10 protein-coding genes are annotated in these 15,143 nt (G+C 59.3%); 7 read left to right on the forward strand and 3 right to left on the reverse strand.

Annotation, left to right across the window (positions count from 1 at the left end; genetic code table 11):
• Positions 1-47 precede the first annotated feature (47 nt).
• Complete coding sequence (locus DWV20_RS03270) at positions 48-1,097, reverse strand: YhcG family protein (protein WP_118256379.1); 1,050 nt, start codon at positions 1,095-1,097, stop codon at positions 48-50.
• A gap of 168 nt (positions 1,098-1,265) precedes the next feature.
• On the opposite strand from DWV20_RS03270, the gene DWV20_RS03275 reads away from it, so the two are divergent.
• The gene (locus tag DWV20_RS03275; protein ID WP_118226338.1) at positions 1,266-1,535 is read left to right on the forward strand and encodes a hypothetical protein; all 270 of its coding nucleotides are present in this window, start codon (positions 1,266-1,268) and stop codon (positions 1,533-1,535) included.
• 94 nt (positions 1,536-1,629) lie between these two features.
• Here DWV20_RS03275 and DWV20_RS03280 read toward each other — a convergent pair whose 3' ends face one another.
• Both DWV20_RS03280 and DWV20_RS03285 read right to left on the reverse strand, forming a co-directional pair.
• The gene (locus tag DWV20_RS03280) at positions 1,630-4,113 is read right to left on the reverse strand and encodes a phosphatidylinositol-specific phospholipase C (protein WP_118256380.1); all 2,484 of its coding nucleotides are present in this window, start codon (positions 4,111-4,113) and stop codon (positions 1,630-1,632) included.
• Positions 4,114-4,420: 307 nt separating this feature from the next.
• Positions 4,421-5,014: a hypothetical protein gene (locus DWV20_RS03285; RefSeq protein WP_118256381.1), complete on the reverse strand. Its 594-nt coding sequence runs from the start codon at positions 5,012-5,014 to the stop codon at positions 4,421-4,423.
• 462 nt (positions 5,015-5,476) lie between these two features.
• Between DWV20_RS03285 and DWV20_RS03290 the strand changes: the two genes are divergently transcribed.
• The 6 genes from DWV20_RS03290 (at position 5,477) to DWV20_RS03315 (ending at position 15,142) form a co-directional block, all read left to right on the forward strand.
• A complete protein-coding gene (locus DWV20_RS03290) occupies positions 5,477-6,109 on the forward strand; it encodes a cyclodeaminase/cyclohydrolase family protein (RefSeq protein WP_158566300.1) in 633 nt (210 codons plus the stop codon).
• A gap of 2 nt (positions 6,110-6,111) precedes the next feature.
• Positions 6,112-6,966 (forward strand): bifunctional 5,10-methylenetetrahydrofolate dehydrogenase/5,10-methenyltetrahydrofolate cyclohydrolase, encoded by an 855-nt coding sequence (locus DWV20_RS03295; protein WP_118256383.1) that lies wholly within the window; start codon positions 6,112-6,114, stop codon positions 6,964-6,966.
• A gap of 101 nt (positions 6,967-7,067) precedes the next feature.
• Positions 7,068-8,591: a C69 family dipeptidase gene (locus tag DWV20_RS03300; protein ID WP_118256384.1), complete on the forward strand. Its 1,524-nt coding sequence runs from the start codon at positions 7,068-7,070 to the stop codon at positions 8,589-8,591.
• A 148-nt stretch (positions 8,592-8,739) separates the two neighbouring features.
• On the forward strand, positions 8,740-9,156 hold the full coding sequence (locus DWV20_RS03305; RefSeq protein ID WP_118256385.1) for a hypothetical protein: 417 nt from the start codon (positions 8,740-8,742) through the stop codon (positions 9,154-9,156).
• Between the two features lie 8 nt (positions 9,157-9,164).
• The gene (locus DWV20_RS03310; protein ID WP_118256386.1) at positions 9,165-10,928 is read left to right on the forward strand and encodes an AarF/ABC1/UbiB kinase family protein; all 1,764 of its coding nucleotides are present in this window, start codon (positions 9,165-9,167) and stop codon (positions 10,926-10,928) included.
• Between the two features lie 431 nt (positions 10,929-11,359).
• Positions 11,360-15,142: a DUF4430 domain-containing protein gene (locus DWV20_RS03315; protein ID WP_158566302.1), complete on the forward strand. Its 3,783-nt coding sequence runs from the start codon at positions 11,360-11,362 to the stop codon at positions 15,140-15,142.
• Position 15,143: the final 1 nt, after the last annotated feature.

A 15,143-nucleotide genomic window follows, 5' to 3' on the forward strand; every position in this document is an offset into this window, starting at 1 on the left:
GTCGGGGGATATGAAACGCCGTCGGGGGTATCGGTCGCAACGTGCTGCTACCCTTGCGCTTCGCCATTAGTCGCTTCGTTGATGGCGCGGTACTCGGCACTCAGCTCGCGCGCCAGCTCTTCCTTGCTTGGAAGATACGGCAAGTATTTGGCGGCAAACACTTGGTCGTTGTCTTCGGGCAGCGTGTACTCGACAATCGAGTCGCTTTTGTCCGCGCAGAGCACGATGCCTATAGGCGGATTGTCGCCTTCGTTCATGAGCTCGCGCGTGTAGTAGTTCACGTACATTTGCATCTGGCCCAGGTCCTGATGCGTAAGGTCATCGGTCTTAAGGTCGATGAGCACGAAGCAGCGCATCAGATAGTTGTAAAACACAAGGTCAATATAGAAATGGCGCCCATCAAAGGTGATGCGCTTTTGGCGCGCCTCGAAAGCGAAACCACGGCCAAGCTCCAGCAGGAACTTCTGAAGATGCGTGATGAGCGCCTGCTCTAGATCGCTCTCGCGAAACGCAGTATCGTCCGAGAAACCTAAAAACTCCAGCACATATGGGTCGCGGATGATATCCTCGGGGCGACGAGCCGGGGCGCTCTTTTGGATTTCCTGGGTGACGGCCTCCTTGTCCTTGCTGGCAAGCAGGCGCTCGCGGAACATGGTGTTGATCTGGCGCTCGAGCTGACGCGTGCTCCAGCGAGAATCGGCGCATTCGTTCATGTACCAGGTGCGAGCTTCGGGGTCAGGAATGCGTATTAACCTGCGATAATGTGTCCAACTCAATTCGGGACGCAGTGAGTCCCGAATTGGAAATGCAAGATAGAACTGACGCATTTTACGCAGCTCTCTTGCTTCAAAACCTTTACCAAAATTCTTGGTAAGTCTGATTGCGAGGGCCTTGAGCAGCGCCTCTCCATACCTGGCGCGCTCCTCTCCGCCCTGCTCATCAACAATGCTCTTGCCGATCTCCCAATACGCCTCAACCATCGCAAAGTTAACGGCGGTATAGGCCTTGTCGCGAGCGGCGTTGAGAATCGAGGAAACCTGCTTGTAAAAAACTTCTGGCACGATTGCCGATTCTCCACGGTTTACCAGTTCGCCCATCACTGTCGCCCCACTTTCCTCTTGTGGAATGCATCTTTATTGCATTTAGTTTAAAGCCTCGCGTGGACTCGAATTTCAATGCCGCCTAGCGCCTTCGTGCAGGATTCCCGAAGTGACTAAAATGTGACCATAGAGGCAGTTTTAGCGAACCCCATGGGAGTGACACGCATGGACAACAACACCTTGCTGTTCCAGGACAAAGGTTCGGGCAGGTTTAAAGACGTCAAGATCTACCCTAACCGCATCGAGGTGCTCAAGAAGGGTACTTTCGGCGGCAAGCATATCGAGATTGTCTACCTTAAGGACATCACGGGCGTTAACAGAATCAAGGGTCGCGACGTTTTCCTGCGCAATCGACTGTTAACCGCTTGCGTCTTTAGTCTGAGCAGTCGTGCGAAGGCCCAGGAGTTTGTTAACGCGCTGAACATGGTGATGTAGCCCATTGCGGCGTTCGGGCCAAGGTAAAAATCGGGGGCACAGAACGGTGTCCTGCGCCCCCGATTGAGTCGATGTGTCTAAAAGGCAGGCTTGTCTATTCGCTGTCGTCCCCAGCGTTTTCGCGGTCACTGGCAAGCATTGCTGCGCCGGCGACCGTCGTCGCTACGGCGGCAGCGGCGAGCCCGGCGGCAATGCCGGAGCCGTCGCCCGTGTCGGCGAGTTTTCCGCCCGAGCCCTTACCCTTGTTGCCCTTACCATTCTTATCAGCGCCGTCTGCGTTGGAACCCGTGCCGCTGCCGGTGCCGCCTGCACTGCCCGAGGCCGCTACGGTAAAGCTTACGGCTCCATTGCTGGCGAGCATGTAGTTCTGTGCCGCGTCGCCCAACAGGTCTTTCGCACGCACCCAATACGTCCCCGCGGCAAATGCCTCGCCCTCGGCCATCACCGTTCCTGGAGCACCGTTTGCATCGTGCATAAACTCGAGTTGGGCCGTGCAGGCATCGTTTTCGAGCTTGCCGTCGAGCGGCGCCGTGACCTTGGCGCGCACGTCCTCGCCGGCCTTAAGGCCTTCGAGTCCCTCAAAATGAGGCGTCAGCACGCGCGGATCGATATCGATGGGCACAGGGCCCTGCAGCCCCGTAACGGTCTCGTTGCCCAGGGCGTCGACATCCACATATTCGATGGCAAACGCATGTCCCGAGGCTGCTACGTTGAGTACGTTGCTGCTGTCGACAAGGCGGAAATGGCCCTCGCCAACGGTCTTGCCATCCTGGAGCGAGGCATCGCTCAGCGAGTCGCCGTATGTCATGCGCATGCGGGTCGGGAGGTAGTACGAAGCTGTCTGCTTGTGCTGTGTATCGTAATCGTAATTGCGCTGGTAGATGCTCCGGGCCAGCGCCGCATCAACAAAGTCGGATGCGATGATGCCAATGTGCTTGAGGTAATCTGACTTTGTTTCCTCGTTGTCGCTGGGGTTGATGTACGGGCTCTTGTACAGATGCTCGTTGACTACTCGCGCTGCGGTAAATGGGTTGCTTCCTTGCTTGTGATTCGTGCAGCTGGTGTAGTTGATAGACCAGCAGCGCTCCAGGACTTGCTCCTTGGCCCCGTTATCGTCCTCGACATCTACCTCGTTGCGGGTGAGCTTAGCCGTCTCCTGCAGGGCCATATCGACCCAGCTGATCTTGTCGGTTCCGGTGCATTCGTAATGGTCCTGGGCATATACCTTGGTGCAATAGGGCTTTTCGTCACTCGTTTTCCCCACGGCTTCAAAGCCCCGCTCGTCTCGAACGAGACACATAGAGGCGCTGTCGGTGTGCGCTGCGATTTTGTCGTCCCATTCGGTGAGGTCGAGGCCCCACGTGTGGCCGCTTACGCTGCTGCCGGCGAGCCTAAATCGACGCAGCAAGACGATTTTCCCGCGCACCTCGCCCAGCGTGGGGATGCGGCTCGATGTGTAGAACAGATTGGGGTTCTTGTCCATAACATTGGCAAAAGCCGTCGTGAGGCTTTCGTCGGTAGCCTCGTCGTTGCCCCGCGACACGAGCATGATGAGCGCTTCTTTCGGGTTTTCGCTCAAAAACGTATTGAAGTACCCGATGACATCGGAGAGATGCATAAAGTTCCCGTCTTTTTTGAGCAGGTAGCAATCTCCGTGGTCGATGCCGGGGTTCTCACCCTTTCCGAGTCGAATATCAAAGTAGCGAACGCCTTCGAGCAACTGCGTGGGGATGTAATCCTGCTGGCACTTTGCAAGCGAGGTTTGGGGCTCGGTGTCGTTGTCGACGCTGCAGCTGCCCGAATCATGCGTACCCGGGATGCTCAGCTCGTCGAGGAACTTGTTGTCGTCGACGTATTTCATCCAACATGGCCCATCGACGTAGCTGCTATACGTGGTCCAGTCGATGCTGCTAACTGTGGCATTGGTCTTGTCCATGCTGTAGCCGACAAGCTCGAGCTCCCACGGAATGCTCTTACTCTTATGGCAGATCTTATTGTTGTCCTGGTCTTTGCCGTCCTTTTCTATGGCCAGGTACTTAATGTCTTTTTTCTCGGTTTCTTTCTCGACCGTGCGGTCTCGGATGATATAGGTACCGTTTGATTGACGCTTGAACGCAAAAGAGCGACTGGCCTTGCCGTCATGCTCGCCACTCCATACGTGGATGACCTTTCCATCTTTGTCCGAGTCGCCATCGACCGACCAAATGCTGTAGCCCGTCTTCCTGTGCTCTTCGAAATTGAGCAAGGTGCGGATAGCATACCAGTTTGTATCGTCATTCTTGGTCGTTACGTTCTCAAGGATGAGCTTGCTGGACGTGCCGTCATTAAACAGGTGGCAGACGTTGCCGATGACGTTGCCGTCTTCGTTGACGCTCGCGGTGCGAAAATAGCCTGCGGGACGAAGGCGAATGACGAACTTGTCGAGGGTGGCCGCCTTTGTGGGTGCGTCTTCTGCAAATGCCGCGCGCACGGGAAGGCCCAATCCCGCGGTTTCGGGCAGGCTTGCAAGCGGCGACAATGCCGCAAGTCCTAGGCCCAGCGTAAATGCTCGGCGACTGATGGCGTGGTGTTCGGTCATAACTCCTCCATTCGCAGGGTGCGGTTATGCACTTATTTTGGTCACTTTACTGCCCGGATGTTTAAAGGTGTCGGCTCAATTGTCTGCGCGGCGCTATAAATCGGCGAGCGGACGTGCTGGGGTGCTTGTTCATGTTGTGCCGTTACCGCGCTGGGGGGGCGGTTTTGCCGCCCGGCATCTTCGCGTTCGTCAGTTGCCGGCATAAGAAAGGGAGGGCCGGTTTACCGGCCCTCCCTTAGTACGAAGCGCTGGGGTACCGTCGCTTGTTTGCGCTGCGCTCGTTTTTCCCGCTGCGCTCGCGAGTCGCTTAGCGCTTGATCTCGATATCCTCGAGCTTGACGTCCATGGCTTCGGTCTTGGCCTCGGCGATGTCGTCGGCAAACTCCAGGGACTTCATCATGGTCTCGACGGCGTCCTTGTGCTCTTCGACGTTGTCGATGCGCACGTACACGCTGCCGCCGTCAACGTCGGTGAAATACTCGGTCGTTACGCCGCCAGTGTGCGTGTAGGAAGCGTTACGCCAAGTCTTGCCGTTGTACTTGACGGGGTCATTCTCGGTCCACTCAAAGTCGGTCTTCCACTTTGCCTCATAGTCGAACAGCTCGTCGGCGTTCTTGTCAGGGTCGAAGACGGGGATGAAGCGGTCGCTGGCGTGCTCGCTCTCGGTGAACTTAAACTGGGCCCTGTCGGCGGTGTCGCCTGCGACGTCGGTGATCTCGACGCCCTCGGGGACCTCGACCTTAAACCAAATGAAGTCGGTCCTCATATCCACGGCTGGCTTTTCTGCTCCGCCGCCACCGCCACTGCCGGTAGCGCCGCCGCTGCCGCCGCAGCCCACCAGGGTAACCGCGGCAAAGAGACTGATGCAGAGGGTGAGAATCGCAAAGGCCTTCTTTTTCATGGTCGTGTCCTCCTCGATCTGTAACCGCCCATGGATTACCTGCCTTTACTGTACGCGCGGACGGCTCGCTAGGGTGGGCCATGTGTCCCATTCTGGGTGCCGGATTTGCGCCGTTAAGTGGCAATATGCGCGGGCGCAAAAGAGGGGAGGGCCGGTGCTGCCGGCTCTCCCCGGGATGAGGTGCCCGTTGTTTTAATGGGGCGCGTGTACGCGGAGGCGTTGCCCCAACAGGTTCCTTGTTTATAGATATGCCCCAGTTTGTGACGTCCGGAAGTCTCGAAAGCTAGGCCATATGTCCCATGCTTGCTGCGCCGACGCCTATCGTTCGCCATAGAAATCCGCGATGGCCAGGTGTGCTGACGCTCATGTGCTTATGGGCTAGACTAAGCATCATTACGTGTTTGATGCGGTTGGTCGGCGGTTGCCGCCCGACTGATCTATATGACTTGAAGGTGCATGCGTATGAGCCAAGAGATGATGGACAAGACCTGCCGTGGGTTTGCCGAGGCGCTGGCCGCGCGCGAGCCGGTTCCCGGCGGCGGTAGCGCGAGCGCCTTTGTGGGCGCGCTGGGCGCCTCGCTGTGCGGGATGGTCGCACGCTACGGGGCAACCAATCCCGCGCTTAGCGATCGAGCGGACGATCTGACGCGTGCATTTGCCCAGGCAGACGAGTTGGCGCAGGAGCTAGTGGGCCTGGTTGCCGAGGACGTTCGTGCGTACGGGCAGGTGTCCGCGGCGTACGGTATTCCGCGTGACGATCCGGCTCGAGCGACCGCGATTCAGGACGCGTTGCGCGTGGCGGCCATGCCGCCGTATCGGATCATGGATGCCTGTGGACGCGCGCTGGCGCTGCTCGAGGACATGGCAGACAAGGGCTCGCGCCAGCTGCTGTCCGATGTGGCGTGCGGTGCCGTGTTCTGCCGCGCCGCCATGCAGGGAGCGAGCCTGACGCTCTTTGCCAACACCACATCTATGAAAGATCGGGCGCGCGCTGAGGAACTCGAGGCGGCGTGCGATGAGCTGCTGGATACGTGGCTGCCGCGCGCCGATGCGCTGGCGCGCCGTGCTGCCGACGCCGCAAGGAAGAGGGGATAGCCATGGCCGAACTGCTCAAGGGTGCTCCCGTTGCCCGCGCTTTGACCGAGGAACTTGCCGCTCGTTGCGCCGCCCTGCGCGAACAGGGCATCGTGCCGACACTGGCCATCGTTCGTGTGGGCGAGCGCGAGGACGACCTGTCCTACGAGCGCGGCGCCCTCAAGCGCTGCGAGAAGATTGGCATTGAGGCTCGCCGCGTTTTGCTTCCCGCCGATGTTTCACAGGATGAGCTGCTGGCGGCTATTAAGGACATCAATGCCGACCCTGCTGTTCACGGCTGCCTGATGTTTCGCCCGTTGCCCGCTGGGCTTTACGAGGATGCAGTTGCCGCGGCGCTCGATCCCGCCAAAGATGTTGACTCCATGACGCCGGCCTCGCTGCTTACCACGCTTTCGGGTCGCGGCGAGGGCTTTGCCCCTTGCACGGCCGAGGCCGTGCTGGCGCTGCTGGACCATTACGGCGTTGAGCTGGATGGGGCCAAGGTCGCGGTCGTCGGTCGGTCGCTGGTGATTGGCCGTCCCGTTGCCGCCATGCTTACGGCTCGCAATGCCACGGTGACGACGTGCCATACGCATACGCGCGACTTGGCTGCCGAGTGTCGTGCGGCTGATATCGTGGTTGCGGCCGTTGGACGTGCGCGCACGATTGGCGCGGATGCGGTTCGCGATGGCCAGACGATCATCGATGTGGGCATTAACTGGGACGAGGCCGCCGGCAAGCTGGTCGGCGATGTCGATTTTGATGCTGCGGAGCCGATCGTTGGCGCAATTACCCCTGTGCCGGGCGGCGTGGGGGCTGTGACCACGGCGATTCTCGCCAAGCACGTGATCGAGGCGGCGGAGCGCGCATCGAAATAGGCATTTTTGCCCACAGGGGTTGCCGGGGCGGCTGTTTCGCCCTTTTTTCGCCGAAGCGATACACTGTTGCCGTTTGATTTCTTCGCTCAAGGAGGATGCGCATGCCGTGCACAACGATTTTGGTTGGTAAGAACGCGAGCTACGACGGGTCGACGCTGGTTGCCCGCAACGAGGATTCGTCCAACGGGGTGTTTGAGCCCAAACGCATGCGCGTGGTGCACCCCGACGAGCAGCCGCGTGTCTACACGAGTGTCCTGAGCCACCTGACCGTTGAGCTGCCCGACAATCCCATACGTTACACAAGCGTCCCCGACGTTGTTCCTGGTCATGGTATTTGGGCCGAGGCCGGTTTCAACGAGCTCAATGTTGGCATGTCCGCAACCGAGACGCTCACCACCAACGAGCGCGTCCGCGGCGCCGATCCGCTCGTGGACTATGTGCCCGCCAAGGGCAACGAGGGCGAGGACGGCTATGTGCCGGCGCAGCCCGGTGGCCTGGGCGAGGAGGATATGGTGACCCTGGTGCTGCCGTACGCCAAGTCTGCCCGCGACGGCGTGCGTATCCTGGGCGACCTGCTCGAGCGCTACGGTACCTACGAGAACAACGGCATCGCCTTTAGCGACGTTGACGAGATCTGGTGGCTCGAGACCATCGGCGGCCACCATTGGATCGCCAAGCGCGTGCCCGATGACGCCTATGTGACCATGCCCAACCAGCTGGGTATCGATAGCTTTGACCTGGACGACGCCGAGGGCGCCCAGGTCGACCACATGTGCTCCGCCGACTTGCGCTCCTGGATGGCCGAGTGGCATCTGGACCTGACGTTGGGCGTTAAGGGCGACGGTCCGGCGACGGTCTTCAACCCGCGCGAGGCCTTTGGCTCGCACAGCGACAGCGACCACGTCTACAACACGCCGCGCGCCTGGTACATGCAGCGCTGTCTCAACCCCAGCGATGTGTGGGACGGTCCCGAGGCCGACTACACGCCCGAGAGCGATGACATCCCCTGGAGCCGCGTGCCCGAGCGCAAGGTGACCATCGAGGACATCAAGTACGTGCTTTCGAGCCACTACCAGGGCACGGAGTACGACTGCTACGGCAGCAAGGGCACGCCCGCCACGCGCGGTGCCTATCGTCCCATCGGCATCAACCGCAACAGCCAGCTCGCCGTGCTGCAGCTGCGCCCCCATGCGCAGCCGGCGTATCGCGCCGTGCAGTGGATGGCGTTTGGCTCCAACTCGTTTAACGCGCTCGTGCCGCTGTACGCCAATGTCGAGACCATGCCCGAGTACTATGCCGACACGCAGGCTCGCGTGACGTCCGAGAATTTCTATTGGGCAAATCGCCTGATCGGTGCCTTGGCCGATGTTCGCTTCCATGAGTGCGGTCGTGCAGTCGAGGATTATCAGGAGAAGGTCGGCGGCATGGGTCACAAGCAGATTCACGACGTTGACGCTGCCGTAGCCACACTGCCCGAGGCCGAGGTGCCCGCCGAGCTCGCCCGCGCCAACGAGGCCTTTGCCGAGCTCGTGCGCGTGGAGACCGATGCTCTGTTGGGCAAGGTGCTCTACACCACGAGCTGTGCCATGAAGAACTCCTTCGCGATGAACGATAACGTAAGGTAAAGACAACCTTGCAACGAGTGAGCGGGGCAAACGCCGTCGAAGGCTTTGCCCCGCTCGATTTCTATCCCGGCGATAAAACGATTTTGTGTCGTTCACCCAATCTTGGGTACAAGAAGGCCAATGCAGTTGTTCATGATTGGAGCCAACCATGGTTATGAAACTCGATCAGCTTGTTAACGGTGCCATCAACGTGGGCTTCGGCGCCGCCGCCGTTGCCGTTGAGGGCGGCAAGAAGGTCCTCGACGACCTCAATACCAAGGGCGAGCAGGTGCGCAAGGATGCCGGCACTCCCGATATCGCCCGCAGCGTGTCCGACATGTTCGAGCAGGCGGGTGGCACCATCTCCGACCTGACCGAGCGCCTGGGCATGCAGGGCGAGACTGCGGCGCAGCGCGTGCTCGACGAGCTCATCCTGGCCCGCGTCCGCGTTATGACCGCCCCCGAGCGCACGGCCTTTTTGGCCCATGTGCGCGATATCGTCGATTCGGTCGAGGACAACGTGACTTCGGTGCCCGTTGAGTCCGTTGAGCCCGACGATGCAGGGGACACCGAAGAGGCCGAGTAGCAGCGCAGATGGCAGATTCCACCACCGATTACAACAATCAAGATCCTCTGGGTGACGAGGCGGCGGTTGTCGATGAGGTCGATGCCGCCGTCTCGGGCGCTCGCAAGAAGCCGCGTGCTGTCGATATGGTGCCCGAGGAGCCCGACGCGATGGCGCCGGACGAGGAATACCAGCTCACGCCGGCGGGTCGTCGCGAACGCATCGGGCAGATTGTTCGTCTGGTCAAAAAGTACCGCGTGTGGGATAACCTCACGCCGGTTCGTTTGCGCCGCCTGCTCGAGGAACTCGGCCCCATGTTCGTCAAGATGGGGCAGATTCTGGCCAACCGGTCCGAGATTCTGCCGCAACGCTTTTGCGACGAGCTGCGTCGTCTGCGCTCCGACGTGGAGCCGGTGCCGTACGAGGTCGTACTCAGTTGTCTGGAAGAAGAATACGGCCTGCGCCTGGGGGAGATGTTCGATGCGATCGACCCCAATCCGCTTGGTAGCGCATCGCTCGCGCAGGTGCACCGCGCTCGTCTGGTGACGGGCGAGGACGTGGCCGTCAAGGTGCAGCGCCCCGGTGCGCAGCAGGTTATGGCACAGGACATCGATATCATCCGCTCGGTGGTGCGTATCGTTTCCAAGTTCGTCAACACCGATCAATTCGTTGACCTGCACGGCGTAGTCGAGGAGTTGTGGACCTCGTTTCGCGAGGAGACCAACTTTTTGGCCGAGGCCAAAAACCTCAACGACTTCTACGAGTTCCATAAGAGCGTTCATGGCGTGACGTGCCCTAAATCCTATCTGGACCTATGCACCGAGCACGTGGTGGTCATGGATTACGTCGACGGCATTTCGATCGCCGATCCTGAACGCTTGGTGGCCGAGGGCTATGACTTGGAAAAGATCGGTGCCGCGATCGTCGAGGACTACTCGACGCAGGTGCTCGACGACGGCTTTTTCCATGCCGACCCGCATGCGGGAAACATCATTCTCAAGGACGGTATCGTTTACTTTATCGACTTGGGCATGGTCGGACGCATGTCGAGTCACGATCGCGGTATCGTAAAGGACATGATTTTCGCCGTGGCCGAGGGTGACGTTCCCAAGCTCAAGGATTCGCTCATGCGCTTCGCCGTGACGCGTGGCGATTCGGCCGAGCTCGATCATTCAGCGTTTTTGTCCGACCTTGACTTTATCGTGGCTGACTTTGCGGGCCTTGACCTGAAGGATCTTGATATCGGCGAGTTTTTGACCTCGCTGTTAAACCTGGCGCGCAAAAACGATGTTGAGCTGCCGAGCGTGGTGACGATGTTCGCGCGCGGCATGGTGACGCTCGAGGGTTTGCTGACCGAGTACATGCCCAACGTCAACATGATCCAGATCATCCAAACGCACATTAAAAACGAGAAAAGCACCTATGCGCGTGTGCGCGATATGGGGCGCGATCTTGCCGCGAGCAGCTATCGCGCGGCGAAGGGCTCACTCGAGGCGGCTGAGTACCTGGGGCTGGCTTCGCGCATGCTTACGCGCGGCCAGCTTAAGGTGAACACGCAGATCATGAGCAGCGATAAGGCACTGCGACAGCTGGGCGGAATTATCGACCGCATGTCGATGGCTATCGTTATCGCCGGCCTGTTTATCGGTTCGTCGGTGGTGTACTACGCACGCATCGAGCCGGTTGTGTTTGGTATCCCGGTCATTGGCTTTATGGGCTACGTGAGCGCGCTGGTGCTGGCGCTTATGCTGGGCCGCAATATCTGGCTCAACAGCCACGGCGGCAAACACTAGAGGCTGCGACCGTCACCGCTTTTTCCTATCGCAAACAATAGCTTTTACCTTGGGCTTCGCCTGTGTGCGGGGCCCTTTTGCGTGATACCATTTTGACGATAATAATCGATGGCCTAGATGGTGGTGCGGAGACGCACGAACGCGCGGTTTTCCTGCGCGTTTGGGAGAATCGGGGTGCAAGTCCCCGGCTGTACCAGTAACCGTAATTCCTCTTGGCTCGGGATGTTCGCGTCGCAGATCGGACGACGCGCCTGAGCCGTTAAGGTTAAGTCGGATCGCCTCCCATCTTGCATGCGGCTGCGGCGTATGCCGCCGGTGTGCATAGGGCTCTGGAGGGAAGGGGGACCCCGATGGGGGAACTCGAGCGTAACATGCGCGATGACGTGGGGCAGCCGCTGGGCAATGCTCCAAGTACAGACAATGGGGGACAAATGGATATGTTTGAGGACGAGCGCGAGCGCGCCTCGCTGCATCGCCGTGGCGCGATTGCACGCGGCGTAGCCAAGCGCGGCCTGGTGGCATTCCTGGCCTTCGCGATGGCCTTTGGCACCACGCCGGCTCAGCTGTGGGCCGAGGGCGCCGAGGGCATTGCCGAGGCCGTGGCTCAGGCTGCGACGCCGGGCGAGGACGCAGCGCTTGCGGGCGGTACCACTGAGCAGAGCGGCACCGAGGTTTCGGATTCCGAGGGCGTGCCTGCGGCTAGTGCCGCCACAACAGAGGCAGCAACTGGCGACGAAGGCTCGGCGACGGGGGAGAGCCCTGCCACGAGCGAGCAGTCTTCGACGGCGCCCACTGGCCAAGCAGGATCTGCCGCCGCGGCTGCCGTTCAGACGGAGAGCCCGACAGAAACTGGCGATGTCGCCAAGAAGCAAGTCGAGGTCTCGTTCTCGATTATCGGCACCGATGCCGACGGCAAGGCTCAGACCTGGGTGGCACCTACGCAGCTTAAGCTCGACGAGGGCTCGACGGCTGCGGACGCCTTCGTTAAGCTGCAGCAGAAGGTGGGCTTCAAGGCGAAATACGATCCGAACACGGCATACGGTTTCTACCTCGAAAGCATTACGTCCCCGAGCGATGGCCGCACGCTTGCCTTCGATCCGGCGACTTATGCCTACTGGCAGCTGTTTGTCGACGGCGCGTCTTCCTCGGTTGGCGCGAGCGGCGTCAAGCTCACCCAGGGGCAGAAGATTGAGTTTGCCTATACGGCTGGTAGCTCGTCCCCTGTCGTTAAGGACCAGGTTGCCGCAAATGTGACCGTCATTGGTCGCGATGCCCAGGGCAAGACTCAGACTTGGGTCGATAACGCGCAGTATGTGGTGACGTCCGGCTCGAACGCACTTGACCTTACGAAGGTCGCGCTCGAGGCGAATGATATTGACGCCGTTGTTGCGGGCTCCTTCATTCTGAGCCTTAAGTACAACGGCGTTGAGCTGGGTACGCCGCTCGATTATTCGACCTCTTGGCAGCTGTTCATCAACGGCAAGTCGAGCGACTACACGGCGGACAATGTCACCATTCATGCCGGCGATACCGTTACGTGGTTCTACGGTGGCTGGGGCGACCAGTTGCCCTCTGATTCCGTCCATGCTTCCGTTCAGGTGCTTGGCAAGGACAAGGACGGCAAACAGCAGGTGTGGGCCTCGACGGGCCAGACGGGTCTCAAGGCGGGCTCTACTGCCAAGGATTTGCTGGAGCAGACTGGTCTTAGGCTCGATTCTAGCGAATCGTCTTGGGGCTGGTTCCTCAACGGCATTTATTCGCCGTTCGACGTCGACGGTAAGCCCTATGTCGGGGATGCTGCAACCAATAGCTATTGGCGCTTCTACGTAAATGGCGAGTTCAAGAACGTTGGCGCTGGTGCCTACGAGCTCCAAGAGGGTGACGCCGTCACCTTTATGTATGCTGGCGACAGCGATGCCCTTCCTGGCCGGGTTCTTGGGTCTGTCGATGTTATCGGTCCCGATGTCAACGGCAACAATACTCGCTGGGGCTCGGCAAGCAATGTTTCTTTGCCCGAAGGCTCCACGGCCCAGAACCTTATTGAGGCATTTCTGAAGGCCAAGAGCGTTGCGTATAACGGCTCCCAGAGTGGTGAGTACTGGCTCCTTAATTCCATTACTTCGCCGTTCGATCACAAGCCGTATGGCTGGGATGGTGCGACCAATAGATATTGGCATCTGTATATCAACGGAGAGCTCACATCTCTCTGCGCCAACCAGGTCACGCTCAAGAGCGGCGACAAGGTTACGTTTGCCTACACCACCGATAATTCGCCCATGCCCGACCCCGACAAGATTGTCGTGGACCCGAGCGCGACGGCTCCTGATTGGGATGCCGAGTGGGCCGGCTACGGCAACAGTGGCAACGGTTCGACCGTAACGGATGCCAAGACGCCTGCGCAGGCTGCCGGTCTTAAGTGGGCCTTCGATTGGAAGGCCGAGTCTGGTCAGCAGTATGCCAACTGCAGCGAACCTGTCATCGCCAACGGCTTTGTGTACATCGCGACCGAGAACGAGCTCATTAAGATCGATTCGTCCACGGGCAAAAAGGTTGCCTCTGCGCCGCTTGCCTCCAAGGTGAGCTATACCTCTCGTCCGATCTATACCAATGGCCTTATCATCGTTCCGCTCAACGGCGGTGCGGTCCAGGCGATTACTGCAGACAAGCTGATCTGCAAGTGGCTGACGCCTGGTTTGACGGACTTGACGCAGAGCTCCTGCACCGTCGTTTCGGACGGCGAGTACGTCTATGTAGGCTCGGTCGATATTTCGTATGACGAGAATTACAACGCGACCTACGGCAACGGCTCCTTTGCGCGCATTAAGATTGCCACGGGCGAAGTTTCTTGGCAGAACATCGACCCTGCCGAGGGCTATTACTGGACTGGTGCGGCTTTGACGGATAAGTATGCCATCGTTCCTACGAGCGCGGGTACGCTTAAGTGCATTGATAAGACGACGGGCGATGTCGTTTCGACCATGAAGCTCGGCGCTGTCGCAAATGCCGATTGCATTGCCGATCCGTCCAATGGTTCGACCTTTTATCAGATGACGCACGATGGAAAGCTCCATGTGATTTTGCTTTCGGCGACGGGCGTGTTGAGTGAACAGAAGACGGTTGATCTGGGCCTTACGAATAATCTGAGCGCCCCTGCGGTGTCTGGTGACAATCTGATTGTCGGCGGACAGACGGGTACTGGCTCTGCTCTGGTTCTCTATAACCTGAAGACGGGTAAGACCACGATGGTCGCTGCTGCCGACGGCAAGGCGCTGCCGGCTGGCCTCAACGGTATTGCTGCTACTCCGCTGGTGAGTGTTCAGGGCGGCAAGACCTATGTGTACTTCACCGTTAACAGCGCGGATAGCAAGGATTACGTCAACTACTCTGCTGGTGGTGGCGTGTATCGCTATACGCTCGGCGATGCAGAGGCGACGCAGATTTATGATGCGGCTGGCCATTACCAGTACTGTGACTCTCCGGTCATTGCCGATGCATCTGGCAACCTGTACTACATCAATGACTCGGGCACGCTGTTCAAACTCGGGGCTGTTGAGTCTTGGACGGTCGCCTTTAATTCCAACGGCGGGTCTGCTTGCGACACTAAGTTTGTTGCTACGGCCGACGGCAAGTTGGTCAAGCCGGCCGATCCGACGCGCGATGGCTACACCTTCGCTGGCTGGTATACCGATGAGGCTTGCACGCAGGCGTATGACTTTAGCACGCCGGTGACGGCCGATCTGACGCTGTATGCCAAGTGGACCAAGAATGCTGTTAACCCTGGCGGTAATGGCGGTTCTGGCACTAATGGTGGCAACGGCGGCGCTGGCAACGGTTCCGGTGCTGGCGCTGGCGCGGGTTCTGGCTCCGGCTCGAAGGGCGGCGCTATTGCCCCGGGCAAGAAGCCGGTGACCAAGACGACGGTGTCGACCAAGACCGAGACCAAGGACAACAAGTCCGACAAGAAAGACTCCGATAAGTCCGATAAGAAGGACGAGAAGAAGTCTGACAAGAAGTCTGGCAAGAAGGACAGCAAGTCCGACAAGAAGTCCGATTCCAAGTCCGATACGGGTGCTGTTTCCACGACCGCTGCTAAGAAGTCCTCTAGCGCTTCCGAGCAGGAGACTGGCATCAACCCGCTCGCCATTGTTGGCGTTGCCGCCGGCGTCATCGGTCTCGCCATCGTCGGCGTGTTCGTGTTCACCAAACGTCGGTAGG

This window comes from Collinsella sp. AF02-46-1, from assembly GCF_003465825.1.
In the GTDB taxonomy this organism is placed as follows: domain Bacteria; phylum Actinomycetota; class Coriobacteriia; order Coriobacteriales; family Coriobacteriaceae; genus Collinsella.

Bases quoted from the DNA above. Each gene is read 5' to 3' on its own strand.
- DWV20_RS03270 (WP_118256379.1), bottom strand. From the start codon at position 1,097: ATGGGCGAACTGGTAAACCGTGGAGAATCGGCAATCGTGCCAGAAGTT.
- DWV20_RS03285 (WP_118256381.1), bottom strand. From the start codon at position 5,014: ATGAAAAAGAAGGCCTTTGCGATTCTCACCCTCTGCATCAGTCTCTTT.
- DWV20_RS03300 (WP_118256384.1), top strand. From the start codon at position 7,068: ATGCCGTGCACAACGATTTTGGTTGGTAAGAACGCGAGCTACGACGGG.
- DWV20_RS03305 (WP_118256385.1), top strand. From the start codon at position 8,740: ATGGTTATGAAACTCGATCAGCTTGTTAACGGTGCCATCAACGTGGGC.
- DWV20_RS03280 (WP_118256380.1), bottom strand. From the start codon at position 4,113: ATGACCGAACACCACGCCATCAGTCGCCGAGCATTTACGCTGGGCCTA.
- DWV20_RS03315 (WP_158566302.1), top strand. From the start codon at position 11,360: ATGGATATGTTTGAGGACGAGCGCGAGCGCGCCTCGCTGCATCGCCGT.
- DWV20_RS03290 (WP_158566300.1), top strand. From the start codon at position 5,477: ATGAGCCAAGAGATGATGGACAAGACCTGCCGTGGGTTTGCCGAGGCG.
- DWV20_RS03275 (WP_118226338.1), top strand. From the start codon at position 1,266: ATGGACAACAACACCTTGCTGTTCCAGGACAAAGGTTCGGGCAGGTTT.
- DWV20_RS03295 (WP_118256383.1), top strand. From the start codon at position 6,112: ATGGCCGAACTGCTCAAGGGTGCTCCCGTTGCCCGCGCTTTGACCGAG.
- DWV20_RS03310 (WP_118256386.1), top strand. From the start codon at position 9,165: ATGGCAGATTCCACCACCGATTACAACAATCAAGATCCTCTGGGTGAC.